The organism is Bradyrhizobium sp. CCGUVB23 (assembly GCF_024199885.1).
Taxonomy (GTDB): domain Bacteria; phylum Pseudomonadota; class Alphaproteobacteria; order Rhizobiales; family Xanthobacteraceae; genus Bradyrhizobium.
Window position 1 is genome coordinate 4,158,423 of the sequence record NZ_JANADQ010000001.1, and the last position, 24,428, is coordinate 4,182,850.

At 63.6% G+C, this 24,428-nt stretch carries 19 protein-coding genes; 6 read left to right on the plus strand and 13 right to left on the minus strand.

The features are described from left to right. Nucleotides 1–108: 108 nt before the first annotated feature. The 7 genes from NLN62_RS19015 to NLN62_RS19045 all read right to left on the minus strand — a co-directional run bounded on the left by NLN62_RS19015 (nt 109) and on the right by NLN62_RS19045 (nt 11,555). Nucleotides 109–2,160 carry an acyl CoA:acetate/3-ketoacid CoA transferase gene (locus tag NLN62_RS19015; protein ID WP_027523973.1) on the minus strand — a complete coding sequence of 684 codons (2,052 nt, stop codon included), beginning with the start codon at nt 2,158–2,160 and terminating at the stop codon, nt 109–111. Nucleotides 2,161–2,276: 116 nt separating this feature from the next. Further along, complete coding sequence (locus NLN62_RS19020; protein WP_254109829.1) at nt 2,277–3,587, minus strand: MFS transporter; 1,311 nt, start codon at nt 3,585–3,587, stop codon at nt 2,277–2,279. A 198-nt stretch (nt 3,588–3,785) separates the two neighbouring features. Then, nucleotides 3,786–5,228 (minus strand): sigma-54-dependent Fis family transcriptional regulator, encoded by a 1,443-nt coding sequence (locus NLN62_RS19025; RefSeq protein WP_027523975.1) that lies wholly within the window; start codon nt 5,226–5,228, stop codon nt 3,786–3,788. 278 nt (nt 5,229–5,506) lie between these two features. After that, nucleotides 5,507–7,243: a bifunctional diguanylate cyclase/phosphodiesterase gene (locus NLN62_RS19030; protein ID WP_254109830.1), complete on the minus strand. Its 1,737-nt coding sequence runs from the start codon at nt 7,241–7,243 to the stop codon at nt 5,507–5,509. A 221-nt stretch (nt 7,244–7,464) separates the two neighbouring features. Then, nucleotides 7,465–8,427, minus strand: a complete 963-nt coding sequence (locus NLN62_RS19035; RefSeq protein ID WP_027523977.1) for a sensor histidine kinase — start codon at nt 8,425–8,427, stop codon at nt 7,465–7,467. 381 nt (nt 8,428–8,808) lie between these two features. After that, complete coding sequence (locus NLN62_RS19040; RefSeq protein ID WP_254109831.1) at nt 8,809–10,185, minus strand: cytochrome P450; 1,377 nt, start codon at nt 10,183–10,185, stop codon at nt 8,809–8,811. 128 nt (nt 10,186–10,313) lie between these two features. Continuing rightward, nucleotides 10,314–11,555, minus strand: coding sequence for an LLM class flavin-dependent oxidoreductase (locus tag NLN62_RS19045; RefSeq protein WP_254109832.1), 1,242 nt, complete (start codon nt 11,553–11,555; stop codon nt 10,314–10,316). 546 nt (nt 11,556–12,101) lie between these two features. On the opposite strand from NLN62_RS19045, the gene NLN62_RS19050 reads away from it, so the two are divergent. After that, the gene (locus tag NLN62_RS19050) at nt 12,102–13,298 is read left to right on the plus strand and encodes a PHB depolymerase family esterase (protein ID WP_027523980.1); all 1,197 of its coding nucleotides are present in this window, start codon (nt 12,102–12,104) and stop codon (nt 13,296–13,298) included. A 1-nt stretch (nt 13,299) separates the two neighbouring features. Here NLN62_RS19050 and NLN62_RS19055 read toward each other — a convergent pair whose 3' ends face one another. After that, a complete protein-coding gene (locus NLN62_RS19055) occupies nt 13,300–13,605 on the minus strand; it encodes a hypothetical protein (RefSeq protein WP_254109833.1) in 306 nt (101 codons plus the stop codon). Between the two features lie 135 nt (nt 13,606–13,740). Between NLN62_RS19055 and NLN62_RS19060 the strand changes: the two genes are divergently transcribed. Further along, the gene (locus tag NLN62_RS19060) at nt 13,741–14,112 is read left to right on the plus strand and encodes a helix-turn-helix domain-containing protein (RefSeq protein WP_254109834.1); all 372 of its coding nucleotides are present in this window, start codon (nt 13,741–13,743) and stop codon (nt 14,110–14,112) included. A 109-nt stretch (nt 14,113–14,221) separates the two neighbouring features. Here NLN62_RS19060 and NLN62_RS19065 read toward each other — a convergent pair whose 3' ends face one another. Beyond that, complete coding sequence (locus NLN62_RS19065) at nt 14,222–14,896, minus strand: MBL fold metallo-hydrolase (RefSeq protein ID WP_254109835.1); 675 nt, start codon at nt 14,894–14,896, stop codon at nt 14,222–14,224. Nucleotides 14,897–15,070: 174 nt separating this feature from the next. After that, complete coding sequence (locus tag NLN62_RS19070) at nt 15,071–16,189, minus strand: VWA domain-containing protein (protein WP_254109836.1); 1,119 nt, start codon at nt 16,187–16,189, stop codon at nt 15,071–15,073. A gap of 231 nt (nt 16,190–16,420) precedes the next feature. Between NLN62_RS19070 and NLN62_RS19075 the strand changes: the two genes are divergently transcribed. Beyond that, nucleotides 16,421–18,022: an alpha-amylase family glycosyl hydrolase gene (locus NLN62_RS19075; RefSeq protein ID WP_254109837.1), complete on the plus strand. Its 1,602-nt coding sequence runs from the start codon at nt 16,421–16,423 to the stop codon at nt 18,020–18,022. 50 nt (nt 18,023–18,072) lie between these two features. Here the strand turns inward: NLN62_RS19075 and NLN62_RS19080 are convergent, their stop codons facing one another. Next, nucleotides 18,073–19,773 carry an alpha-amylase family protein gene (locus tag NLN62_RS19080; RefSeq protein WP_254109838.1) on the minus strand — a complete coding sequence of 567 codons (1,701 nt, stop codon included), beginning with the start codon at nt 19,771–19,773 and terminating at the stop codon, nt 18,073–18,075. Between the two features lie 201 nt (nt 19,774–19,974). Here NLN62_RS19080 and NLN62_RS19085 point away from each other — a divergent pair, with 201 nt between their 5' ends. Next, entirely contained in the window at nt 19,975–20,466 is a 492-nt protein-coding gene (locus NLN62_RS19085) for an MmcB family DNA repair protein (protein WP_027523987.1), read from the plus strand. A 147-nt stretch (nt 20,467–20,613) separates the two neighbouring features. Here NLN62_RS19085 and NLN62_RS19090 read toward each other — a convergent pair whose 3' ends face one another. Further along, entirely contained in the window at nt 20,614–21,168 is a 555-nt protein-coding gene (locus NLN62_RS19090; protein ID WP_027523988.1) for an ActR/PrrA/RegA family redox response regulator transcription factor, read from the minus strand. 103 nt (nt 21,169–21,271) lie between these two features. Continuing rightward, nucleotides 21,272–22,594, minus strand: a complete 1,323-nt coding sequence (locus tag NLN62_RS19095) for an ActS/PrrB/RegB family redox-sensitive histidine kinase (RefSeq protein ID WP_027523989.1) — start codon at nt 22,592–22,594, stop codon at nt 21,272–21,274. A 108-nt stretch (nt 22,595–22,702) separates the two neighbouring features. Between NLN62_RS19095 and NLN62_RS19100 the strand changes: the two genes are divergently transcribed. Both NLN62_RS19100 and NLN62_RS19105 read left to right on the plus strand, forming a co-directional pair. Continuing rightward, nucleotides 22,703–23,509, plus strand: a complete 807-nt coding sequence (locus tag NLN62_RS19100) for an ABC transporter ATP-binding protein (protein WP_027523990.1) — start codon at nt 22,703–22,705, stop codon at nt 23,507–23,509. Then, on the plus strand, nt 23,506–24,324 hold the full coding sequence (locus tag NLN62_RS19105; protein WP_027523991.1) for an ABC transporter permease: 819 nt from the start codon (nt 23,506–23,508) through the stop codon (nt 24,322–24,324). Before NLN62_RS19100 ends, NLN62_RS19105 begins: the two co-directional genes overlap by 4 nt. Nucleotides 24,325–24,428: the final 104 nt, after the last annotated feature.

Below are 24,428 nucleotides of genomic sequence, written 5' to 3' on the forward strand. Positions count from 1 at the left end.
CGCAAGATGATCCCTCCTGATCCATTTTGTTGGGCAATAGCGATTTGCACAGCGCGGCGGACATTGCAATTCAACCTTCCGCCCGGGCCTGCGCATGCAAGGTCTGCATCATTTTTGAGCCTTCCGCGCGCCGCGTGACGCGCCGTCATCGCGTGCGTCAGTCCCTTCGACCTGCCGCATATCCGACTGCGCCTCGGCGGCGCTCTCGAAGATGTGCGGCGCTACGCCGCGTTTTTCCAGCGCCTCGCCGAGCTTGATGCGCAGGAACCCTGATGTCGTGTAGCGCGAGACGCCGGAATAGAAGCGGTCGACGAGGCCGCGGACCATGGCCGAATAATCGTCCATCAGCTCGGGCAGGATCGAAAAGTTGTCGTAGTTGACGATGGCGTAGACCCTATGGCCGAGCGGGGCGAGCCTGGCCTCGACGATGCGCGCGATGGCGTCGATATCGGCCTTGCTGCGCAGGGGATAGCGTTCCAGATTGACGAAGAACATGTTCTGCTGCTCGTCCAGCGTGAAGCGCTGGTCGAGCGGGATGGTCAGAAGCCGTTCGCGCAGCTCCATCAGATCGTCACGGAAGATGCGCGCGTCCATCAGGGCGGGGTCGCGCGGGACCAGCGGCTTGAAGTCCATCAGGCGCAGGATGTCGCGCTCGATATCGATGCCGGGCGCGACCTCGATGAGCTCGAGGCCGTCGGGGCGTAAGCTGAAGACGCAGCGCTCGGTGACATAGAGCACGCGCTGCCCGCGCGCCGCCGAGACGGCTCCGCTGAAGGTGACGTGCTCGACATGGTCGACGAACTTGCGTGACTTCGCTTCTTCGACGATCGACAGCTTGCCGTCGCTGACCGCGATGTTCTGCTTGCCCGCGCCGAAGGTGCCGACGAACACCACCTCCTTGGCGTTCTGGCTGATATTGATGAAGCCGCCGGCGCCCGCAAGCTTCGGCCCGAACTTGCTGACGTTGAGGTTGCCGGCACGATCGACCTGCGCGAGGCCGAGGAAGGCCGCATCGAGTCCGCCGCCGTCGTAGAAGTCGAACTGATACGGCTGGTCGATCACGGCCTGCGTATTGATGGCCGCGCCAAAGTCGATGCCGCTCGCGGGGATGCCGCCGATCACGCCGGGTTCCGCCGTCAGCGTGATGAGGTCGATGATGCGCTCCTCATTGGCGACCGATGCGATTCCCTCGGGCATGCCGATGCCGAGATTGACGACGCTGTTGGCCTTGAGTTCGAACGCGGCGCGGCGGGCGATGATCTTGCGCTCGCTCATCGGCATCACGGGCAGGGATGCTGCACGCACCCTGATCTCGCTCGAAAAAGCGGGGTTATACTGCGTGCCAAACGTCTGCCAGTGATGCTCGGGCTTCGCCACCACGACGCAGTCGACGAGGATTCCGGGAATCTTGACCTGGCGCGGATTGAGGCTGCCGCTCTCGGCGACGCGCTCGACCTGGGCGATGACGATGCCGCCGGAATTATGCGCGGCCATGGCAATGGTGAGCGCTTCCAGCGTCAGCGCTTCCTTCTCCATGGTGAGGTTGCCGTCGGGATCGCCGGTGGTGGCGCGGATGATCCCGACATTGATCGGGAACGTCCGGTAGAGCAGGCATTCTTCGCCGCCGATCTTGATCAGCTCCACCATGTCCTCGGTGGTGCGTGCGTTCAGCTTGCCGCCACCGTTGCGGGGGTCGACGAAGGTGCCCATGCCGACGCGGGTGATGTGGCCGGGCCGGTGCGCGGCGATGTCGCGGAAAAGATGCGTGATCACGCCCTGCGGCAGATTATAGGCCTCGATCTGGTTGGCGATCGCGAGCTGCTGCAATTTCGGTGCAAGGCCCCAATGCCCGCCGATCACGCGCCGGACCAGGCCCTCATGCGCGAAATGGTTGAGACCGCGGTGCTTGCCGTCGCCCTGGCCCGCCGCATAGACCAGCGTCAGATTGTGCGGCTTGCCTTGCGTATAGGGCGCATCGCCCTCGTTGGAGAGGTAGAGCTCCTCGAGCGCCATCGCGATCTCCTCGGCAAAGCCGATGCCGACGAAGCCGCCGGTGGCGACCGTGTCGCCGTCGCGGATCAGCATGACGGCTTCCGCCGCCGTGACGATCTTGCCCTTCTCGGAATTGCGCAGGTAAGGCAGAGCTGGGTGCTGGCTCACGGCGTTCCTCCCGATCCCTGGACCGCATGCCGTTGTTGTTCTATTGCGTCGATCTTAGCGCGAGGAGCAGTCCTGGAACAGGCCGCTCCTCGCGGCGCGAGACGTGGTCGGGCCGGTCAGGCCTGAACTATCTTGCGTGTTTCGGTGGCGAAGTAGACCGACACGATGGTGATGATCGCCAGCGCGATCATGTACAGCGAGATCGGCCAGGTTGCCGGCGCATAGGCCGTCATCAGGCCGGTCGCGATCAGCGGCGACAGCGCGCCGGCGAAGATCGAGGCGAGGTTGTAGCCGAGCGAGACGCCGCTATAGCGCACCTTGGTGCCGAACAGCTCGGACAGGAAGCTCGCCTGCGGGCCATACATCGCAGCATGTCCGACGGCGAGGCCCAGCAAGATCGCGATCCAGGCCAGGTGCGGTTCCTTGGTCGACAGCAGCATGAACAGCGGGAACGACATCAGTGCGGAAAAGACCGCGCCGAAGATGTAGATCGGCCGCCGCCCGACGCGGTCGGAGAGCGCGCCGAACGCAGGGATCGTGAAGGTCTCGATCGCGGCCGCGATCAAAACGCCGTTCAGCATGTCCTGCTTGTTCATGCCGAGCGATTGTGTCGCATAGGCGAGCACGAAGGTGGCATAGATGTAGAAGAATCCGTTCTCGGCGAAGCGCGCGCCCATCGCGAGCAGGATGTTCTTTGGATACATCCGGATCGCCTCGAGGATCGGCATCTTCACTTCCTGCTTGGTGTCCTTGACCTTCTGGAACTCCGGCGATTCCGCGATGGTGAAGCGGATCCACAGGCCGACCAGCACCAGCGCGATCGAGAACAGGAACGGGATGCGCCAGCCCCAGGCATAGAGCTGCGCGTCGGTCAGCATCGAGGAGACGACCGAGAACACCAGCGTGCCGAGCACGAGGCCGAGTGGAGCGCCAAGCTGCGGCCAGCTCCCGTAAAAGCCCTTCTTGTCCTCGGGGGCATGCTCGACTGCCATCAGCACGGCGCCGCCCCATTCACCGCCCAAGCCGAAGCCCTGGATCAGGCGGCAGGCGACGAGCAGGATCGCGGCCCAGATGCCGGCGGTCTCATAGGTCGGCAGGAAGCCGATCGCCGCGGTCGCAGCACCCATGATCAAGAGCGTCAGATACAGCATCGTCTTGCGGCCGATCTTGTCGCCATAGTGGCCGAACACGACGCCACCGAGCGGGCGTGCGATGAAGCCGAGCGCATAGGTCGCAAACGCCAGCAGCGTGCCCATCATGGGGTCGAAGGTCGGAAAGAACAGCTTGTTGAAGATCAGCGCGGCGGCGGTGCCGTAGAGGAAGAAGTCGTACCACTCGATCGCCGTGCCGATCAGGCTCGCGGTGGCGACGGTGACGTGCGATGGCTGCTTTGCCTGAAGCTGATTGACTGTGATCGCTCCACTCATCTTGGGTTCTCCCTGTTTTTGCCAAGCGCGCATTTGCAGCATGCGTCTTTGTGCAGAGCGAAAAGCAAGCTCCGCGCCAGATGCGGCGGATGTGGGCAAAGTGGCTGAAAACGCGGCAATTCGCGCATCTGCGCCAGGAAGAACGCGCAGCGAGTCGTGTCCGGAGTCTGAGACTCCGGACAATCTCAGTCTCGAAACTCAGACGGAGGCCGGCCCTGAGGCGAGGCCGAACTTGGCGAGCTTCTTGTAGAAGGTCGCACGCGAGATCTGGAGCATCTTGGCCGCTTCCGAGATCTGGCCGTTGCTGGCGGCGAGCGCCTGTTCGAGCGTGTGCTTCTCGAACTCGGCTTCGGCTTCGGCATAGGGAATGACGGTGCCGCCGGTCCGGGCCTGCGCCACGGGTCTGGTGTCGGCGCCGACGGGAAGGATGCGAGCAAAATCCTCGCCGGTCAGCCGTCCCGAATCGCTCAGGATCAGCGCCCGCTCCAGAATGTTGCGGAGCTCGCGGACGTTGCCGGGCCAGTTGTAGCGGGCAAGGCTTGCGAGCGCGCTCGGCGTGATCCTGGCATTGACGTAGTCGCCGGTGGCACTGATGTCCTCGAGCAGCCGCGCGCAGATGTCGGGGAGATCGTCGAGACAGTCGCGCAAGGGGGGTAGGCCGATCGAGAGCACGTTGAGCCGGTAATAGAGATCGGCGCGAAAGGCGCCCTCGCTGACGCGCTTGTGCAAATCGACATTGGTGGCGGCGACCACGCGCACGTCGATCTTGGTAACTTTGTCGGAGCCGAGCGGCTCGATCTCGCGCTCCTGCAACACGCGGAGCAGCTTGGCCTGGAGCTGGAGCGGCATCTCGCCGATCTCGTCGAGGAACAGCGTGCCGCCATCGGCGATGCGGAATTTTCCCTCGCGGCCCTTGCGGTCGGCCCCGGTATAGGCGCCCGGCGCAGTGCCGAAAAATTCCGACTCGATCAGCGTGTCGGGAATCGCGGCGACGTTGACGCTGACGAACGGCTTTTCGGCGCGGGAAGAGGCGTTGTGAATGGCCTGCGCCAGCATCTCCTTGCCCGTTCCGGTCTCGCCGGTCAGCAGCACGGTGACGTTCTGCCGCGCGGCGCGCGCCGCCAGTTCCTTGGCCTGCGCGATCCCTGGCGTCGCACCGACGTAATCGGCAAAAGTGAAGCGCGCGGCACGTGCGTGCGACAATTGCCGCCGCGCCAGCCGCAGATCGCTTTCGAGCTGGGTGACGCGCGCGAGCAGCGGCTTCAGGCCTTCGAGGCGGTCATAGAGCACGAAGCCGATAGCGCCGATGATGTTTCCGCGCTCGTCCTCGATCGGCATGCGGGTGACGACGAGCTGCTCGCCGCCGAGCTCCATGATGTCGAGGATGATCGGCTCCCCGGTCTCCACCACCCGCCGCATCAGGCTGTTGGGAATGATCTCCTCGATCGGACGTCCCAGCGCCTCGGACTCGTGCGAGAGGCCGATCGCGGTGACGTATTTCTCGTTGACGTAGACCACCCGCCCGTTGCGATCGATCGCAATGGCGCCCTCGCAAAGATGCTCCAGCCGCTCGAACAGCGTCTCCATGGCGCGGGCGCGAATATAGGCGGGATCGCTGACGACGGAGGAGGGAGCGGACATGGCGTACCTCGGTGGCTGCCAAGCGAGGCAAGCCCGGACGTTCGCCTGCTTCTTAGCAAAAGGCCAGCAATTTCAAAGGGAGAATTCGCTGCTTGTAAGGATGGTCCATCCCCAGCACGTCGTCCTGGACAAGCGCAGCGCAGATCCAGGACCCATTACCCCAGGGAGTAGTTTGGCGAAGACTCGTGGTCACCGACTTCGCGCCACAACCACTCCCTGGGGTAATGGGTCCTGGCTTTCGCCAGGACGACCTCGAGGTGGTTGGGCCGCTTCAGGGCCTACCGCCGGTATCCGCCCGCCCGTGAATAGCCCTGCCGGTTCTGCTGCATCGGGCGGCTGGCGATGCTGACGCGCGCTTCGCTGGCCGCGGGGGTTGCGAGCTTCAGCTCTTCCAGGAAGACCGGCCGGGCGAAATAATAGCCCTGCGCATAGCGGATCTTGGTCGCGGCCTGGAGATAGGCCAGCTCCTCATAAGATTCGAGGCCTTCGGCGATGACCGTCATGCCCAGCGCTTCGCTCAAGGATTCGATTGCGCGCAAGATGCCCTGGCTGCGCGGGCGCTTATGGATGTCGGTGATGAAGGAACGGTCGATCTTGATCTCGTCGGCCGTGATGTCGGCGAGCGCCGAGAGCGAGGAAAAGCCGATGCCGAAATCGTCGATGGAGACACCGACGCCGAGCTTGCGGAACATCGGCAGGATTTCAGACTGAAACAGATTCGTGGCGACGAAGGCATCTTCCGTCACTTCGATCATGAAGCGTTTCGGGAAGCCGGTCTCGTCCAGCGCTTGCGCAAAAGAGCGCATGAACTCGGGATTGCCGGCCTGCTTAGCGGCGACGTTGATGCTGATGCTCGCTTCGGCGCCAAAGGTGTCGTTGATCAGGTCGATCGACCTCACGATCTCGGCCAGCACGAGATGGGTGAGCTCGTCGATGAGCCCGAGCTCGACCGCGAGGTTGATGAACGAGCCCGGTGCCTGGATCACGCCCTCATCGTCGCGCAGGCGCACCAAGGCCTCGATGCCCTTCACGGCCTGGGTCCTGATGTCGACCTTGGACTGGAACGCGCAGCAGAAACGCTTCTCGAGGATGGCGAGCCGCAGCGACTGCTCGATCTTCATGCGCGCGAGCGCCTCGCGCTCCATGCCGGAGTCGAAGAACGCAGCAGAACCCTTGCCCTGGTTCTTGATGCGGTACATCGCGATGTCGGCGTTCTGGCGCAGCACCTCGAAGGAGCGGCCGTGATCGGGATAGAGGCTGACGCCGACCGAGGTGGAAGCGAAGATCTCGGAGGAGTCGATGAAGAAGGGCGCGGTCAGGCGCTTCAGCGTCGCCTGGATGAATTCGGCGACCTCCTCTTCGCTCTTGATCGGCGAGAGCAGCAGCAGGAATTCGTCGCCCGAGATCCGCGACAGCATGTCGGTCTCGCGCAGGTCGCGGCCGAGCCGCTTCGATAGCTCGACCAGCAGCGCATCGCCGACCGAATGGCCGTAATAATCGTTGATGTGCTTGAAATTGTCGACGTCGAGAAAGGCGAGTGCAAAACGCTCGCCGTTGCGCTCGCGCCCCAAAATGCTGTTGACGCTATGCTCGATCACGCGCCGGGAGGGCAGGCCGGTGAGCTCGTCGAAATAGGCCGAGCGAAACAGCTGGTCCTCGAAATTCTTCTGCTCGGTGATGTCGGAGGAGGCGGAGATGAGGAGATCGCGGCCGGCAAGGCGGATCGGGCGATGGGTGGTGAGCAGGACCTGGCGCGCAGTGCCGTCGTGGAGGGATTCCTCGGCCACCACGGGCTGGCCTGCCCGCATCGCCTGTTGGCAGGCTTCGTGGCGCTGCGCCAGGTCCGGCGCCGGCCGGCTGCCATCCATGCCGAGATGGCGGGCAGCGGCATCGTTAACCAGAATGAGGTCGCCGCGCGCATCCTGCACGGTCACGCCGGCAGGCAGCATTCTAACGATTTCCTTGAGAAATCCGAGCTCGGCATCAGTCGCGCCGGAGTATTTGCTGTCGTTCATAGAATTCATGAATCTTGTTGTTCAGGCGCGCCTTTGTAATGGTGCGATCTTGCCGAAGTCCCTCTTAGGTTTGGTTAAGGGATACACAGAAATTCGGGAATGGTTCGCCGCAACTTGTCGCGCCGGCGCGAGCGGCGCCGATCGTCATTAACAGAGCGTCAACGCCACTTGCGAAACTGCGGGGGATGCGCGCGGCCCGCTTTCGCTTTGCCGTCAAAGTGTCAGGATTTGGGAATGCGACATTGCATGATGCAATGAACGCCGCTCTTCAGGTATGAGATCTCGGTCTTGCCGTCGAAGGCGACGAGCGCCGATTTCAACAATTTTGTGCCGAAGCCAGGCGCCGAGACCTTGTCGACGCTGGGTCCTTCGGTTTCGTCCCAGGTGATGGTGAGGCGGTCGTCGGAGACGGTCCACGACACCATCAGCAGGCCGCGCAAGGCGGAGAAGGCGCCGTATTTGCTCGCGTTGGTGGCGAGCTCGTGAAACATCAGTGACAGCGTGACCGCGAGCTTCGCCGGCAGGAAGAGCCGCTCGCCGTTCAGCGTGAAGCGGACATGGCCGTAAGGACCGAGCTCGGAGATCAGGAGGTCGCGGATGTCGCAGCCGGAATTGTCGACCCGCGCGATCAGATCGTCGGTTGCCGCCAGCGACCGCAGCCGCGGATCGATGCGGGCCCAGACCTGCGGCTGGTCATGCAGCACCTGATGCAGCACCGCATGTACGGTCGAGAGCTTGTTCTTGAGCCGGTGCTGCAATTCATCGACCAGGAGCTTGCGATACTCCTCTTCCTCGATCAGGCGCTTGGAGATCCGCCGCTGCTCGATCAGGAGCGAGCGGTAGTGCTCGACGCCCCAGATCGTGAGCGCGGTGACGGCCCAGTACAGCACGAGCAGGACGAAGCGCGCGGTGTCGGCATGGGCGTCGCCGAAATTCAGGCTGACGCCGAGCACGCCGCCGATCAGTGCCGTGATGACGCCGATGCGCAGGCCGCCGAATGCAGCAGCAAAGAACACGGCCGGAAAATACGGTGTGAAGAAGATGTCCGGCCGTACCTGGGCGAGGCCCCAGCGCACCAGCGTCGCGAGCACGAGACAGATCGTCGCAAAGCCGACGCTGAGCGCCAGCGAAGGCGGCGAGATGCCGAGCCAGCCCTTCCGGAATTCGTCGACCAGTTTCACCATCTGCCGTTTAACCGCGAAGCGAGCTCGATAGGCGGGCTGCAAATGAAGGCGATGCACAGGCCGCCTGCGCAAGCATAGCTTGCCTCGGCATTGGCGGGCGCGGATATTGACCGTTGGAACGACAGCGCCGCACGGTGCCGGTCTATTGGCCTCAAATCATTCGAAAACAGGAACATCCCACGGGCAGGCTGGAGCGACCAGTGGGAGTCTTTATCGTCGAAGATGCCAAAATTGTGATCGATGGATGGCTATACCGGAAGGCGAGGTGGCCAGACCACAGCGAAGAATCCGTGGGGTGGGCAAAGCGAAGCGTGCCCACCAATTCTCCATCCGCGAAAAGTGGTGGGCACGGCGCTCCGCGCCTTTGCCCACCCTGCGATCTCACACCGCCTTCACGTTCACCCGCAATCCGTCGCGCGGCTTGGGGATCGGCCACATCTGCCAGTCCGGCTTGTAGCCGGGCTCCAGCGATACCTCGAGATTCTGCAAGAAGTGCCGCGCAAAGCATTTCGCCTGCATGTAGGCGAAGTGCAGGCCGAGGCACATATGCGCGCCGCCGCCAAACGGGATCCAGGCGAAGCGGTGGCGGTTGCGCTGCGCCTCCTCGGTGAAGCGCTTGGGATCGAAACGGTCCGGCTCCGGCCAGATGTCCTTCATGTGATGGGTGTAGAGCGGATTGACGCCGACCGCCGTGCCGGCCGGAATCGTAAACCCCTTGAATGTGAAGTCGCGCATCGCACGGCGCGGCATCGACGGCACCGGCGGCTTGATCCGCAGCGCCTCCTTGAATGCCATCTCCGACAGCGGCATCTTTTCAAGATCGTCAAAGCTCGTCGGCGAATCGGCCGACAGTTTTAGCGCCGCAACCTCGTCGCGCAGCCTGCCTTGCCAATCCGGATGGGCCGCGAGCTCGCCGATGAACGACGTCAGCGACGAGGTCAGCGTGTCGTGCGCGGCCATCATCAAGAAGCTCATATGGTCGATGATGTCCTGCTCGGAGAGCAGCGCGCCGTCCTCATGGGTGGCGTGGCAGAGTTGCGAGAACAGGTCCTCGCCGCCTTGATTAGCGCGGCGCAGCGGAATCTGCTCCCTGAAATAGGCGACGATGCGCTTGCGGCCGTTGACGCCGCGCGCCATCTGCGTGCCCGGCAGCGGACGACGGATCGGGGTGACGGCGGCCGCCACCATGTCGACGAAGGCGCGATTGATCTCGGCGACCTCCGGCCCGATATCGGCGCCGAGGAACGAGGTCGCGGCGAGATCGAGCGTCAGTTGCTTCATCGCCGGATAAAGCTGCATCACGCCCGGTTTTGCCTTCCACTGCGCGACGCGCGCCGCGATGCCCTTGTCGAGATCGGTGAGATAGGACTTCATCGGCCCGGACTTGAAGGCGACCGACAGAGCCTTGCGGTGCAGGCGGTGCTCGTCGAAATCGAGGAGCATCAGGCCGCGCGGAAACAGCAGGCCGAGCACCTTGTTCCAGCCATGGGTCGAGGAGAACAGCTTCTGCTGGTCGAACAGCACAAGCTCGTTCGCTTCGGGCCCGAGCAGCACGACGTTGGTCTCGCCGAAAATGTGGGTGCGATAGACCGGGCCGTATTTTGCGCCGGCCGCCTCGATGTGGCCCTTGGGATCGGCCAACACCTGGAACGTCTTGCCGATGATCGGCCAGCCCTCGTCGCCCGGAATGTGCGTGAGCTCGTTGCGCTTCGGTGCGGTCCAGCTGATCGCAGGCGAGGCCACACTCTGCATCGACATGGCGTTGGCTCCCGGTTGTTGACCGAACCGGATCGCGCGACCACGACCCGGCTGACGTCGACAGCATAGCACAGTTGGCGCGGAAATGATGTGACGGCATTCCCTAGGCGGATGCCGCGATGCAGACCCTAGGCCTGCCGTTTCGCGGCTTCCTTCTGTAAATCCGGTGCGTTGACGGCAGGTATCGCGACGCGGCCGGGGCCGGTCTGCTTCAAGGCCTCGGCGGCCTTCTCGTTCTCCATGATCTTGGCCATCACCGCCTGTCCCGCCCGCTCGAAGATCGCGCGGTTCTCGATCACGAATTTTTGCGACCTGCGCAGCCCGTCGATATAGCCGTTGATCTCGGGCACCACATAGCGCGCGACCATGTCCCAGCTCCGGCGCATGGCTTCCGGATTGGCCCAGTCGTGCACGAAGCCGATGATGGCGCCGACGCCGCCGGACACCTCCATCACGTTCTTGATGGTTTTGACGAGATCATCGGGCGTGCCGATGGTGGAGGCCGCGCCATCGACGAAGGCGGTCTTGTCCACGGCCTCGTCGGGCGAGGAGAACGCTGTGAGGCCCGGCCGTTGCAGCGTGCCGACATTATATTCGTTGTGCCAGCGCATCAGCCCGGCGCCGGCCTCGCGGCGCGCCTGCTCGCGGGTCTCGGCGATGTGCCAGGTGAGCAGCACACGCCAGTCGGCGCGGTTGACCGTGGTGCCGTGCTTCCTGGCGGCATCCTCGGCGAATTCCCATTGCTGGCGCAGCGACATCAACCCCTGAGTCGTCATCGAGCCCAGCGAGATGATGCCGATGCCGTATTTTCCGGCGAGCGTCATGCCCGACGGCGAGATCTGCGAGGCCACCACGAACGGCATCTCCTCCTGGAGCGGGAGGAGCTGAAGCGCGGCGTCGTTCATTGTGAACCAGTCGCTCTTGGCGGTGACGCGCTCGCCGTTGAAGAGGCGGCGGATGATCGCGATCGCCTCGTCCTGGCGGTCGCGCTGCGTCATCGGGTCGATGCCGAGCGTATGCGCGTCGGAGGCGAGCGCGCCCGGACCGGAGCCGAAGATCGCGCGTCCGCCGGTCATGTGGTCGAGCTGCACCATGCGCTGGGCGACGTTGAACGGATGGTGATAGGGCAGTGACACGACGCCGGTGCCGAGCTTGATGCGCTTGGTGCGCTCGCCGGCCGCGGCCAAGAACATCTCGGGCGAAGCGATCATCTCCCAGCCGGAGGAATGATGCTCGCCGCACCAGAACTCGTCATAGCCGAGGCTATCCAGCTGCTCGACCAGGTCGAGATCGCGCCGGAACTGGAGCATCGGATGCTCCCCGATCGGGTGATGCGGGGCAAGAAAGGCTCCGAATTTCAGGCGCGCCATGGGTTTCTCTCCGGCTTGTTGTTGCAGGCTTTCGGTCAACCTACGGCTCGGCCCGAGCCGACGCAATCCTTCGAGGCCGCGCAGACGTCATGGTTGTCGCGCAAATGAGCGCTGCTTGCCGGCAGCCGGAATTTTGCGCCAGCCGTCGCTCCGATCTCACGGCGTGTTCAGCGTGCGTATCACGCGAAAGCTGTGGCATCGCCTTCGAGCCACGGCGCGCCGTCGGTCGGGGTGCTTGGTCGCGCGCCGAAAAGATCGCGTTCATGTTGCGATCGGCGCAGTCTTCTTCGCGAGCGAATCGTTGCAATCGGCGCGCGCAGCATTTCTCGTCGCACTCGCCTCGTTTGCGACGTTAATCGTGATCTGCGTCGCATTTCTGACATGGATGCGCCGCGTGTCCGCATGAACTCTAGGCAACATTGTCGATTGCGCTGTCGAATTGCCCGTTAATTCACGGGGATTGACGACACACAGACTTTTTATTTTGCGACGCAGCAACTATCTGTTTTGGGGTGACGTTGGAAGTCGCCCCATCAGGAGCTGTCGGTGTCGTTAACCAGGAATGTCGATCTGTTAAGACGTCTGCCAAAGCTGGACGGTCTGCGCTTTGCCGAAAACTTGCGCGGCGCGGGCCAGCACAGTCCGCTGACGGAGATCACCGGATTCGGCTCTAATCCCGGAAACCTGCGCATGTTCGCGTACGTGCCGGCGCAATTGCAGCAGGTGCGCGCGCTCGTCGTCGTGCTGCATGGTTGCGGCCAGTCCGCGGCTGGCTACGATCTCGGCGCGGGATGGTCGACGCTTGCAAAGCATTACGGCTTCGCGCTGCTGATGCCGGAGCAGCAGCTCGTCAACAACGCCAACGCCTGCTTCAACTGGTTCAATCCGGAAGACACCACGCGCGACAGCGGCGAGGCCTGCTCGATCCGCGAGATGATCGCGCACATGGTCACGACGCACGGCATCGATGCGCGCCGCATCTTCATCACCGGCCTATCGGCCGGCGGCGGCATGACCTCGGTGATGCTCGCAACCTATCCGGAGGTTTTCGCAGCCGGCGCGGTCATCGCGGGGCTGCCTTATGGCGTGGCGTCGAACCTGCGCCAGGCACTCGATGGCATGTTTCATTCGCCCGAGCGTCCCGCGCGCGAGCTCGGCGATCTCGTGCGCAAGGCGTCCGACCATCGCGGTCCCTGGCCGAAAATCTCGGTGTGGCACGGCAGTGCCGATCGCACCGTCAATCCCGGCAATGCCGATGAGATCGTCAAGCAGTGGCTCGACCTGCACGACCTGCCGCTGGCGCCGATGGCGGAGACCGTCGTCGACGGCTATCCGCGCCAGGCCTGGTGGAATGCGGACGGCGAGACCATCGTCGAATCCTTCGCCATCACCGATATGGCGCACGGCACCCCGCTCGGCGTCGCCGACAACGATCATCGCTACGGCGTGGAAGGCGCCTTCCTGATCGAAGCGGGCATCTCCTCGTCGTACCACATCGCAAAATTCTTCGCCCTGACCGACTGGATCCGCAGCCCCGCGCCGGAGCAGAAGCCGACCGCGGCGGCAAAGCCGGTGCCGGCCCTGTCGCCCGCGCCGCATCTTGCGAGGTCGATCCGCACCGCCGTCGCCGAGCCGCATGGAAATGCCAAGCTCAAGGCCAAGCCCAGCAAGAAGGCCAGGCGCGGCCTCGACATCAGCGCCGTCATCACGCGCGCGCTGACGGCCGCGGGGCTGATGAAGTAGATCAGGCTGCGGTGGCGTCGATCACCTCGATCGGCGTCACCGTCACCTCGCCGCCGGCGACCTGTCGCGTCATCTCGGTATAGTGCTTGAAGAAGTCGCGCGATTGCAGCGTCTTCTGCGCGGCCTCGTCGGTGACGCTGGCGAGGTGGAAATAGCTGTTGTCGTCGCGGTTCTTCATGCAGCGATAGCCGATCCGGCCCTTGAGCTCCGGATCCGCGTTGATCGCCTTGATGAAGCGGCCGATCTCCTGGTGCCAGGCTTCCGTCGTGCCGTTCCTGAACTGGTACTCGATCATGAAGTGCTTCATGTGACGCTCCCTTCGTCATGTGCGCCATCATCTGCGCCTTGGGAGCAGTTCTGCAAGTATGAACAAAATTGATAGTATGGACTTTTTTCGCGTCCCTCCTATCCTCAATCCCCGCGATGCGATGGAGGTGACGAGATGGCGAAAGCGAGATCGGCCTTAAGGAGCTGCCCGGTCGCAGCCTTCCAGAAGATGATCGCAGGCAAGTACAAGCTCAGGATCGTCTGGGATCTGAAGGACGGTCCGCGCCGCTATGGCGAAATCAGGAGCGGCCTGCTGCGAGGTGCCGCGGGCAGCGCCGAGATCACCCCGCGCGTGCTCAGCCGCGAATTGAAGGCGCTCACCGAGAGCGGGCTGATCGACCGCCGGGATTTCGGCGTGGTGCCGCCGAAGGTCGAATACCGCCTGACCCGCAAGGGCAAGAGCTTCGTGCCCGTGATTGCCGCAATCCGCGACTGGGGCGAGCGGAATTTGAGCGAGCCGGCGGCGCTCGCGGATGCAGCCGAATAAAGCTTGGAGCGTGATGGATTTGGTCGAATCGGTGCGAGCCGCGGATTCGGTTCACCTCTCCCCGCTGGGGAGAGGTGAACGACCGCTTCGTAGTTTAGCTCATCATGCTCTACATCTCGCCGGTGATGAACTGATTGGTCATCCGCTCATGGCCGATGCGCGAGCCCGCGCCATGGCCGCAGATGAAGCCGACGTCGTCGCCGAGCGGCAGGAGCTTCGTCTTGATCGAGTTGATCAGCGTCGCGTGATTGCCGCCGGGCAGGTCCGTGCGGCCGACTGAACCCGCGAACAGCACGTCGCCGACATGGGCAAAGCGCAGCTCCTTGTTGAAGAAGACGACGCTGCCGGGCGAGTGGCCGGGGCAGTGCAGGATGTCGAAGGAGAGGTCGCCGATCGAGACGGTGTCGCCTTCCTCCAGCCAGCGGTCCGGCGCGAAATTGCGCACGCCGGTCATGCCGAAGCGCGCGCCGCTCTCGACCACATTGTCGAGCAGGAACTTGTCGGCGGCGTGCGGCCCTTCGATCGGCACCTTCAGCGCGTCGCGCAGGTCGGCGGCGCCGCCGACGTGATCGATATGGCCGTGCGTCAGCCAGATCTTCTCCACGGTCACGCCGGTCTGCTTGATTGCGTCCAGGATCTTCGGAACGTCCCCGCCGGGATCGATCACCACGGCCTTCTTGCTGGGCTCGTCCCAGATGATGGTGCAGTTCTGCTCGAACAGCGTCACGGGAACGATGATTGCGCCCGCTTTCGCCGCCTCGGATTGTTCGGTTTGCTCGATCATGGCCTCACATTGCCGATTTTTGGCAGCCCGCCAAGCAAAAGATTCGTGCGGGATCTCGCGGAACGGTTGTCCTGAAGTCTTGAGGGATCTTGAGGGAGGCCGGATCCCTGGACGATGACCGCAGCGGCGAGGATCTGATTGCAGTTTGTCCCCGCCGCCGGCGCCGGAGTGGTCCTACCGCTTGATCTGTGCCTTCAGCGTATCCTCAACGACCCCGTCGAAAGAGGATGTTCTCGGCGCCTTCGCAAGCTGGTCGCCGACATACTTGTCGCGCTTGGCGACCAGCGTTGCGAGTTGCTCGTTGAGCGCCTTGCGTCGGTCGATCTGTTTGGCGACCTCGGCCGAGCGCTCCTCGGGTTTCATCGCGCGCAGCCTCACCGGCAGGTCTTCTTCCTTGACGGAGGATACGCTGGTGCCTCCGGCAGCGGCGTCGGCGACGAGATCGCCGCCGCTGGTGATGGCCTGCGAGGTCACTTTGGACCGCTTGTTGATGAAGCTCGCCATGTCGGAGGCGCTTGCCGGCGCCGCGTTTGCCATGCGCCCAGCTTTTTCCACCTGGATTTCGGTGCGCTTCTGGAGCTCCGGCGACCCATAGGGAATCACGGTTTCGTTGATCTGCCGCTGCAGGATGATGATGTCCTGGTCGTAGGGCGTTTCGATCACCACGACCTGCCCTCCGTCCTGCGGTATCGCGATGAAACGGCCGTTGCCAATCTGTGCGATGTCGCGCCACACACGCTCGGTATCGCGTGCATCGCCGGCGAGCACGGTGTTGACGATGATGTCCTTCTGCCTGGCGACTGCCAGGGTCAACGGATATTTGGTGTCCTGCGCATAGTCCATGTGCGGCGGTGCGTCGCCAACCAGGAATACGATGCGTCGCGACTCCGCGCCTGGTGTCCACTGCAGCTTGTTGATGGCGACATCCAGCGCCTCATTGACGCTTTCCGGCCAGTCGCCGCCACCGCGCGCCTTGAACTCGAGCAGGTTGGCGTAGAGATCCTGGATGTCGCGCGTGAGCTCGATCTTGGTCGTGACGTACTCATCCCCGATATCGCGGTAGGCCACGAGGCCCATGCGGATATTGGCGTCCGGATTGGAATCGACGATGGCCGTGGCGATCGACCAGATCTTGCGCTTGGCGCCCTCGATCAACCGGCTCATCGAGCCGGTTGTATCGAGCACGAAGGCGACCTCGACGGTCGGTCGTGCCATGGCCGAGGACAGGCCTGCGGGCAACGGAAGTACGGCGAGAGCGAAGGCGAGCGAGTAACGGGTGATGCGTGACCTCATGGGTCTCCTCCAGGGTTTCGTCCCCGGAACCAAGGTTCCATCCGCATCGCGGTGGGCTGAAGGCGGGATCGGCGCGAAATTGCGGTACGAGTCCGCATCACGCGCCGTCCTCGCGGCATGACGCGAACTCGCGGTCATACGGACGTCCCATTACCCTGTTCCTCTGAACGCGCGCGCCAGTCCCGCGTTGCTTCGTCTGAAGCGCATATTTTCGGGGGAAATCACAAGAATATGGCCCAGGACGACGAATACTGGTGGCGCGACGGCATCTTCTATCAGATCTACCCGCGCTCGTTTCAGGACACCGACGGCGACGGGGTCGGCGATCTCGCCGGCATCCTCAAGCGCCTGGCTTACGTGAAATCGCTCGGCGTCGATGCCATCTGGCTGTCGCCGGTCTTCCGCTCGCCGATGGCCGATTTCGGCTACGACATCTCCGAGTACACCGGCATCGATCCCCTGTTCGGCACCATGGAGGATTTCGATGCGCTGCTTGAGGCCGCGCATGAAAGCGGGCTGAAGCTGATCCTCGATCTCGTGCCGAACCACACCTCCGACCAGCATCCCTGGTTCATCGCGAGCCGCTCCTCGCGCGACAACCCGAAGCGCGACTGGTTCATCTGGCGCGATGGCGGGCCCGACGGCGGTCCGCCGAACAACTGGCTGTCCGAGTTCGGCGGCAGTGCGTGGCAATATGACGAGGCAACGGGACAATATTACTACCACGCCTTCCTCGCCCGGCAGCCGGACCTCAACTGGCGCAATCCTGATGTCCGCGAGGCGATGTATGACGTGATGCGGTTCTGGCTGGAGAAAGACGTCGACGGCTTTCGCGTCGACGTCATCTGGCACCTGATCAAGGACGCGGAATTCCGCGACAATCCGCTGAACCCGCATTATGTCGAGGGACGTCCGCCGCACGAAAAAATCCTCACGCAGTACTCGACCGACCAGCCGGAGGTGCATGACGTCATCGCCGAGATGCGCCGCGTCACCGATGTCTATCGCGCGCGCGTGCTGATCGGCGAGATTTATCTGCCGCTGCATCGTCTGATGGCCTATTACGGCAACGATCTCGCCGGCGCGCAGATGCCATTCAATTTCGCGCTGCTCTCGACCTTCTGGAGCGCGCGCTCGATCGAGAAGATCATCGAGGACTACGAGAAGGCATTGCCGAAGGGCGCCTGGCCCAACTGGGTGCTCGGCAATCACGACCGGCCGCGCGTCGCAAGCCGCGTCGGGCCGGAGCAGGCGCGGGTCGCCGCCATGCTGCTGCTGACGCTGCGCGGTACGCCGACGCTCTACTATGGTGACGAGATCGGGATGAACCAGGTCGCGATCGCGCCCGAGGACGTCCGCGATCCCTTCGAGAAGAACGTGCCCGGCATCGGCGTCGGCCGCGACGGCTGCCGTACCCCGATGCAATGGGATTCCTCGAATTTTGGCGGTTTCTCTCAAGTCGCGCCGTGGCTGCCGCTGCCGGAGATCTACGTTCATGCGAACGTGGTCAATCTCGAGGCCGACAAATTCTCGATCCTGAATCTCTACAAGCGCCTGATCGCTTTGCGGAAGGCGCATCGGCCGCTGGTCGCCGGCGACTATCACCCGATCGCCGCGCAAGGCGACCTCCTGATCTATCGCCGGCAGGCCGGCGACGACGCGCTGGTCGTGGTGCTCAATCTCGGCCCGGACCCCGTCGCCGTCACCACCAGCGCCATCCGCTTCGGCAGCGAGATCCTGCTCTCGACCTTCCTCGACCGCGAAGGCGAAGAGCTCGAAGGCGTGCTCGACCTGCGCGGCAATGAAGGCGTGGTGATCGGACCGACGCGATGATCGCTGTCGTCCCGGGCTCGCGCTTTGCGCGCCCCGGAATGACGGGGGCGTCACTTCCCACGCGCATTCTTCCGCATCGCCGTGGTGTCGATATCGCTGCGCTTCAAGAGATAGTCGAGCCCGCCGACGCGGTACCAGCGATAGCCGTAGGGCTCGAGCACGACGTGGTGCCGGCCGCGTTTGTCGGCGCGGCTGTGATCTTCCGCCAGGAGATTGATCAGCAGCCCGCCATATCCTTCAGGCAGCTTCGTCGAGAACGCGATCTCGCGCGGCTTCTCGTCGAGATTGTGCACGAACAGCACCGAATTGTTGCGCCAGTCATAGCGGATGATGAAGATCGCCGGGTCCTGCACGGCGATGACCTCGAAGTCGCCCCAGCCGACCTCCGGCACTTCTTTTCGCATGCGGATGATGCGCTCGGTCCAGTTCAGCATCGAGTTCGGATCGCGCCGCTGCTTGGCGACGTTGACGTGCCCGAAGCCATATGGTCCTTCGTCGATGACCGGCGAGACCGGCTTGTTGCTGTCGGTGAAGCCTCCGTGCGGTTCGGTCGACCATTGCATCGGAGTGCGCGCGCAATTGCGCTCGGGCAGCGACAGGTCGTCGCCCATCGCGATCTCGTCGCCGTAGCGGATCACCGGTGTCCCCGGCAGCGTGCACATCAGGCTGTAGGCAAGCTCGAGCCGGCGCCGGTCGCCGCCGAGCATCGGCGCGAGCCGCCGGCGGATGCCGCGGTCATAGAGCTGCATGTCCTTGTCCGGGCCGAAGCATTTGAAGACGCGATCGCGCTGGGCCTTGGTCAGGCGTCCGAGATCGAGCTCGTCATGGTTGCGCAGGAACAGGCCCCATTGGGCGGACGCCGGCCGCGGCCTGGTCGCCTTCACTGCCTTGGCGAGTGCGCGCGAGTCGGCCGAAGCCAGCGCATAAAACAAATGCTGGTTGACGTGGAAGTTGAACATCATGTGCATGCGGTCGCCGTCGCGGCCGAAGTATTCCATGTCGGTCCTGGGCAGCACATTGGCTTCCGCAAGGATGATCGCGTCGCCCTCGCGCCATTGCAGAAATTCGCGGAACGAGCGCAGCATGTCGTACTGCTCCGTCGGCGTCTTGACCTTCGCTCCCTTGGTGGCGATCACGAACGGCACGGCATCCATCCGGAAGCCGGAGACGCCGAGCTGGATCCAGAAGCCCATGATCTTCAGGAGCTCGGCCTGCACGCGCGGGTTCGAGGTGTTGAGGTCGGGCTGGAAATCGTAGAAGCGGTGGAAGTACCAGGCGCCTGCTTCCCTGTCGCGCGTCCAGGTCGATTTCTGCACGCCTGGAAACACGACGCCCTTGGCTGCGTTCGCAGGCTTCTTGTCGGACCACACATACCAGTCGCGGTGGGGCGAGTCCTTCGAGCTGCGCGCAGCCCTGAACCAGGGATGCTGGTCCGAAGTGTGGTTGACGACGAGATCGATGATGATGCGGATGCCGCGCTGCTTGCAGCCATGAGCGAATTCGACGAAGTCGCCGAGCGTGCCGTAGCGTGGATCGACGCCGTAATAGTCTGATATGTCGTAGCCGCCGTCGCGCCCGGGCGACGGCTGAAACGGCATCAGCCAGATCGCAGTGATGCCGAGGCCGTGCAGATAGTCGAGCCGCCGCAACAGCCCCTTGAAGTCGCCGACGCCGTCGCCATTGGCATCCATGTAGGTGGCAACAGAGAGGCAGTAGATGACGCCGTTCTTGTACCAGAGGTCGTCGATCATGTCGGGGCAGCCTCGTGGGTCCGCGCGGCGGTTGGTGGCTGCGTGATTAAGTGTCGGCGAGAGGCGAGGTTCCACACCTCGCACTCAGTGTCGTCCCGGGCTCGCGCTTCGCGCGCCCCGGAATGACGACGGAGAATGGGCACCAGCTGCGTCTCCATCCAACTGTGGGCGCACCCAGTGGAATCGGCTAAGCTCACGTCCATGGACAACACCGCCCGCCACATCGCACTCGTTCCGCCGACTGACGGCCGTCAGTCGGAAACCGCGCTCGCGGTCGCGCGCGGTACGGCGCGGCTGTTGCGCTCGCTCGGCTTCTCCTGCATCAGCGAATTGCCGCTGCCGTCGGGCCGCCGTGCCGATCTCGTCGCGCTGAACGAGCGCGGCGAGATCTGGATCGTCGAGATCAAGTCGTCGGTCGAGGATCTTCGCAGCGACCAGAAATGGCACGAATACCGCGCCCATTGCGACCGGCTGTTCTTCGCCTTCACGCAGGATCTTCCTTGCGAGATCTTTCCGGAAGGCACCGGCCTGATCATCGCAGATGCCTATGGCGCGCATCTCCACTGCGAGGCGCCCGAGCACAAGCTGCCGGCCCCGACGCGCAAGCAGATGACGGTACGCTTCGCGATGGCCGCCGCGCTCCGGATCAACCGCCTGGTCGATCCGCAGGGCCATGCCGAGTTTTGGGAGTAAGGCAAAGAGCGACGCCGACCCGTCATCCTGAGGTGCGAGCGTAGCGAGCCTCGAAGGATGAACGGCCGGGATGCGGCCGGGCCGTCGCCCTTCGAGGGCCGCTTCGCGGCCACCTCAGGGTGACGGTGCCAGAGTACGATCCTGAAACTACCGCGGCGCGCGCTTGGCCAGAATTCGCTGCAGGGTGCGGCGGTGCATGTTGAGGCGGCGCGCGGTTTCCGAGACGTTGCGGTTGCACATCTCGTAGATGCGCTGGATGTGCTCCCAGCGCACACGGTCGGCCGACATCGGGTTCGCCGGCAGCTCGGACTTTTCGGTGCCGGTCGAAAGCAGCGCGGCGACGACGTCGTCGGCGTCGGCCGGCTTGGAGAGATAATCGATCGCGCCCATCTTCACCGCGGTCACGGCGGTGGCGATGTTGCCATAGCCGGTGAGCACGATGGCCCGTGCCTCCGGGCGCTTCTTCTTCAGCGCCGAGACCACGTCGAGGCCGTTGCCGTCGCCGAGCCGCAAGTCGACCACCGCAAACGCCGGCGCGGCCTTGCCGATCTCAGCCAATCCATCCGAGACGCTATCGCAGGAGGTCACCGTGAAGCCGCGCGTCTCCATGGCGCGTGACAGCCGCTCCAGAAACGGCTTGTCGTCCTCGACGATCAGGAGCGAGCGGTCGGCCTGTTCATTCAGTTCGGCGATGGCGTTCAAGGTTTTGTCCTCTCTCCAACGCTGAAACATATGGCGTTGCAATCGGGCGCTGCCAAGGTCGCCGAAAGTCGATCGTACTTGCAGTGCGACCCAACGTCGCGGCCTATCCTATTGTTTCTTCGGCTGTCTCGGTAGCCTCAAAACGCTCGCGCGGCCATGCGATCTGCACCACGGCGCCATGCTCGGGGAAGGTCCGATTGGTAAACGAGACTTTCGCGCCCGTGCGCTCCAGGAGCGTGCGTGCGATGAACACCCCGAGCCCCAGGCCGCGACGCTCGCCTCCACCGTCGTCCTGCAAGCGCCGCCGCGACAGATAGGGTTCGCCGATCCGGTTCAAGAGATCGGGTGGAATGCCGGGGCCGTCGTCGGAGATCAGGATCTCGAGACTGTCATTGTTCCACCACGCGTTCACCTCGACGGTGGTGTGGGCAAAATCGACGGCATTTTCGACGATATTGCCGACGCCATAGAGGATCGCTGGATTGCGCGAGCCGACCGGTTCCATGGTCGCCGCCACCGCGATCCGCACCTTGATGGCGACACCGAAATCACGGTGTGGCGCTACGACCTCCTCGATCAGCTCTGACAGCTTCATGCGGTCGAATGGCGCGCCGGTGGAGGAGAGCTGGGTGATCTTGCTCAGGATGTCGCGGCAACGCTGCGTCTGCTCGCGCAGGGTTTTCAGATCGGCGGCGAAGCTTGCGTCCTTCACCGTCTTCTCCAGTTCGCGCGAGATCAGGAAGATGGTTGCCAGCGGCGTGCCGAGCTCATGCGCGGCCGCGGCCGCAAGCCCGTCGAGCTGGGTCAGATGCTGCTCGCGCGTCAGCACCAGCTCGGTCGCGGCGAGCGCGTCGGCGAGCTTGCGCGCCTCTTCCGTCACCTGGAAGGAGTAGAGGCTCGTGACGCCGATCGCGAGCACGATCGAAAGCCAGACGCCGACCAGATAGATCGGCGGCAGCACCAGGGGATCGTCGGTGTCCCAGGGCAGCGGCAGATGAGAGAAGACCAGAATCGAGGCGCAGGCGACCGCGAGCAGGCCGAGGCCGAAGGTAAGCCGGGCCGGCAGCGCGGTCGCGGAGATCAGGACCGGGGCCAGGAACAGGAATGAGAACGGGTTCTGCAATCCGCCGGTGAAGAACAAGAGACCGGCCAGTTCCACGATGTTCAGCGCCAGCAGTGCGGCCGCATGGACCGGCTTCAGCCGCTGCATCGGATTGGCCGCCGTTTGCAGGGTGAGGTTGAGCGCCGCCGACAGCCCGATGATGGTGACGCAGGGGATGATCGGAACGTTGAATTCCAGCCCCTGCGCCACGATGAAGATGGCGGCGAGCTGGCCGAGCACCGCAAGCCAGCGCAGCCGCAGAATCGTATCCAGGCGGATATGTCGCTGCGAATGGCGAAACTCGGAAGCGGCAATTTCAGTCATATCGGCCAATTGGGCACTGCCTTCTCAGGTCACAAACACCGTGGCTCACACAATCCGACTGGTTACAAGTCTTGCGCTTGCCGCCGCAATAGCAGAAGAACGCCCAGCATGACCGAGAATGACAAGGCTTCAAGTCGGCTGACTGTCGCGGACGGCGCCCTGTCCGCGGCGATCGAGGTCGACCATCTCGTCAAGGTCTACAAGCAGACCCGCGCGGTCGACGACATTTCCTTTTCGCTTGCCCGCGGCACCATCACGGGCCTGCTCGGCGGCAACGGCGCCGGCAAGACCACGACGATCGCGATGATCATGGGCCTCGTGCTGCCGACCTCGGGCCGCGTGCGGGTGCTCGGGCATCGGATGCCCGAGGAGAGCGCCGATGTGCTCGGGCGGATGAATTTCGAGAGCCCCTATGTCGACATGCCGATGCGGCTCACGGTGCGGCAGAATCTGACGATTTTCGGCAAGCTCTATGCGGTGAAGGATCTGTCCGGTCGCATCGCGCAGCTTGCCGACGATCTCGATCTCAATGAATTCCTCGACCGGTCGAACGGCAAGCTCTCGGCCGGGCAGAAGACCCGCGTTGCGCTTGCGAAGGCGCTGATCAACCAGCCCGAGCTGCTGCTGCTGGACGAGCCGACGGCCTCGCTCGACCCTGACACGGCAGACTGGGTGCGGGCGCATCTCGAGGCCTACCGGAAAGCGCACAATGCCACCATCCTGCTCGCCTCGCACAACATGCTCGAGGTCGAGCGGCTGTGCGACCGCGTCATCATCATGAAGCGCGGCCGCATCGAGGACGACGACACGCCCGACGCCATCATGGCCCGCTACAACCGCGACACGCTGGAAGAGGTGTTTCTGGACGTCGCGCGCGGCCGGAGCAATGGAGCGCCGCGGGAGGCGGTGCGATGAGCGAGCTTGCGCTTCATCGTGGCCTCGCCATGCATCGCATCAACGCGATGATCCTGCGCTACTGGTACCTGTTGATGTCGTCCTGGCCGCGGCTTCTGGAGCTGCTCTACTGGCCGGCGCTCCAGGTCATCACCTGGGGCTTCATCCAGCTCTATATCGCGGAAAATGCCAATTTCTTCGCGCGGGCAGGCGGCACGCTGATCGGCGCCGTCATCCTCTGGGACATCCTCTTTCGGGGCCAGCTCGGCTTCTCCATCTCGTTCCTGGAGGAGATGTGGGCGCGCAACATCGGCAATCTCATGATGAGCCCGCTCAAGCCGATCGAGTTCCTGCTCGCGCTCATGGTCATGAGCCTGATCCGGCTCGCGATCGGCGTCATCCCGATGACGCTGCTCGCGCTGTTTCTGTTTCACTTCAATTTCTACAGCCTCGGCCTGCCGCTGATCGCTTTTTTCTGCAATCTGATCTTCACGAGCTGGGCGGTCGGCATCTTCGTCTCCGGCCTGGTGTTGCGGAACGGGCTTGGGGCCGAAAGCATCGTCTGGACCTTGATGTTCGCGATCATGCCGCTCGCCTGCATCTACTATCCCGTCAGCGTGCTGCCCGGCTGGCTGCAAGTGGTCGCCTGGATGCTGCCGCCGACCTATGTTTTCGAGGGGATGCGGGCGCTGCTGATCGAGCACAGCTTCCGGGCCGACCTGATGCTCGCCGCCCTCGTCATCAATGCGGGCCTTCTGGCTGCATCTTTCGGGGCATTCCTTGCCCTTTTGCGCAGCGCCAAGAAACACGGCTCGCTGCTGTCCAGCGGCGAATAGTTTCACTTTCCCGTGGATTCAGGCTCGTTTTTGCTACTTCAAGCCCGTACATGTACGGAACCATGCATTGACGCAATATTACGCATTCGGCAGTATGCTGCGAT

Excerpts from the sequence above, each read along its gene's own strand:
- NLN62_RS19065 (WP_254109835.1), bottom strand. The coding sequence starts at position 14,896 with ATGATCGAGCAAACCGAACAATCCGAGGCGGCGAAAGCGGGCGCAATC.
- NLN62_RS19035 (WP_027523977.1), bottom strand. The coding sequence starts at position 8,427 with ATGGTGAAACTGGTCGACGAATTCCGGAAGGGCTGGCTCGGCATCTCG.
- NLN62_RS19055 (WP_254109833.1), bottom strand. The coding sequence starts at position 13,605 with ATGAAGCACTTCATGATCGAGTACCAGTTCAGGAACGGCACGACGGAA.
- NLN62_RS19100 (WP_027523990.1), top strand. The coding sequence starts at position 22,703 with ATGACCGAGAATGACAAGGCTTCAAGTCGGCTGACTGTCGCGGACGGC.
- NLN62_RS19040 (WP_254109831.1), bottom strand. The coding sequence starts at position 10,185 with ATGTCGATGCAGAGTGTGGCCTCGCCTGCGATCAGCTGGACCGCACCG.
- NLN62_RS19085 (WP_027523987.1), top strand. The coding sequence starts at position 19,975 with ATGGACAACACCGCCCGCCACATCGCACTCGTTCCGCCGACTGACGGC.
- NLN62_RS19070 (WP_254109836.1), bottom strand. The coding sequence starts at position 16,189 with ATGAGGTCACGCATCACCCGTTACTCGCTCGCCTTCGCTCTCGCCGTA.
- NLN62_RS19105 (WP_027523991.1), top strand. The coding sequence starts at position 23,506 with ATGAGCGAGCTTGCGCTTCATCGTGGCCTCGCCATGCATCGCATCAAC.
- NLN62_RS19025 (WP_027523975.1), bottom strand. The coding sequence starts at position 5,228 with ATGTCCGCTCCCTCCTCCGTCGTCAGCGATCCCGCCTATATTCGCGCC.
- NLN62_RS19045 (WP_254109832.1), bottom strand. The coding sequence starts at position 11,555 with ATGGCGCGCCTGAAATTCGGAGCCTTTCTTGCCCCGCATCACCCGATC.
- NLN62_RS19095 (WP_027523989.1), bottom strand. The coding sequence starts at position 22,594 with ATGACTGAAATTGCCGCTTCCGAGTTTCGCCATTCGCAGCGACATATC.
- NLN62_RS19075 (WP_254109837.1), top strand. The coding sequence starts at position 16,421 with ATGGCCCAGGACGACGAATACTGGTGGCGCGACGGCATCTTCTATCAG.
- NLN62_RS19030 (WP_254109830.1), bottom strand. The coding sequence starts at position 7,243 with ATGAACGACAGCAAATACTCCGGCGCGACTGATGCCGAGCTCGGATTT.
- NLN62_RS19020 (WP_254109829.1), bottom strand. The coding sequence starts at position 3,587 with ATGAGTGGAGCGATCACAGTCAATCAGCTTCAGGCAAAGCAGCCATCG.
- NLN62_RS19060 (WP_254109834.1), top strand. The coding sequence starts at position 13,741 with ATGGCGAAAGCGAGATCGGCCTTAAGGAGCTGCCCGGTCGCAGCCTTC.
- NLN62_RS19080 (WP_254109838.1), bottom strand. The coding sequence starts at position 19,773 with ATGATCGACGACCTCTGGTACAAGAACGGCGTCATCTACTGCCTCTCT.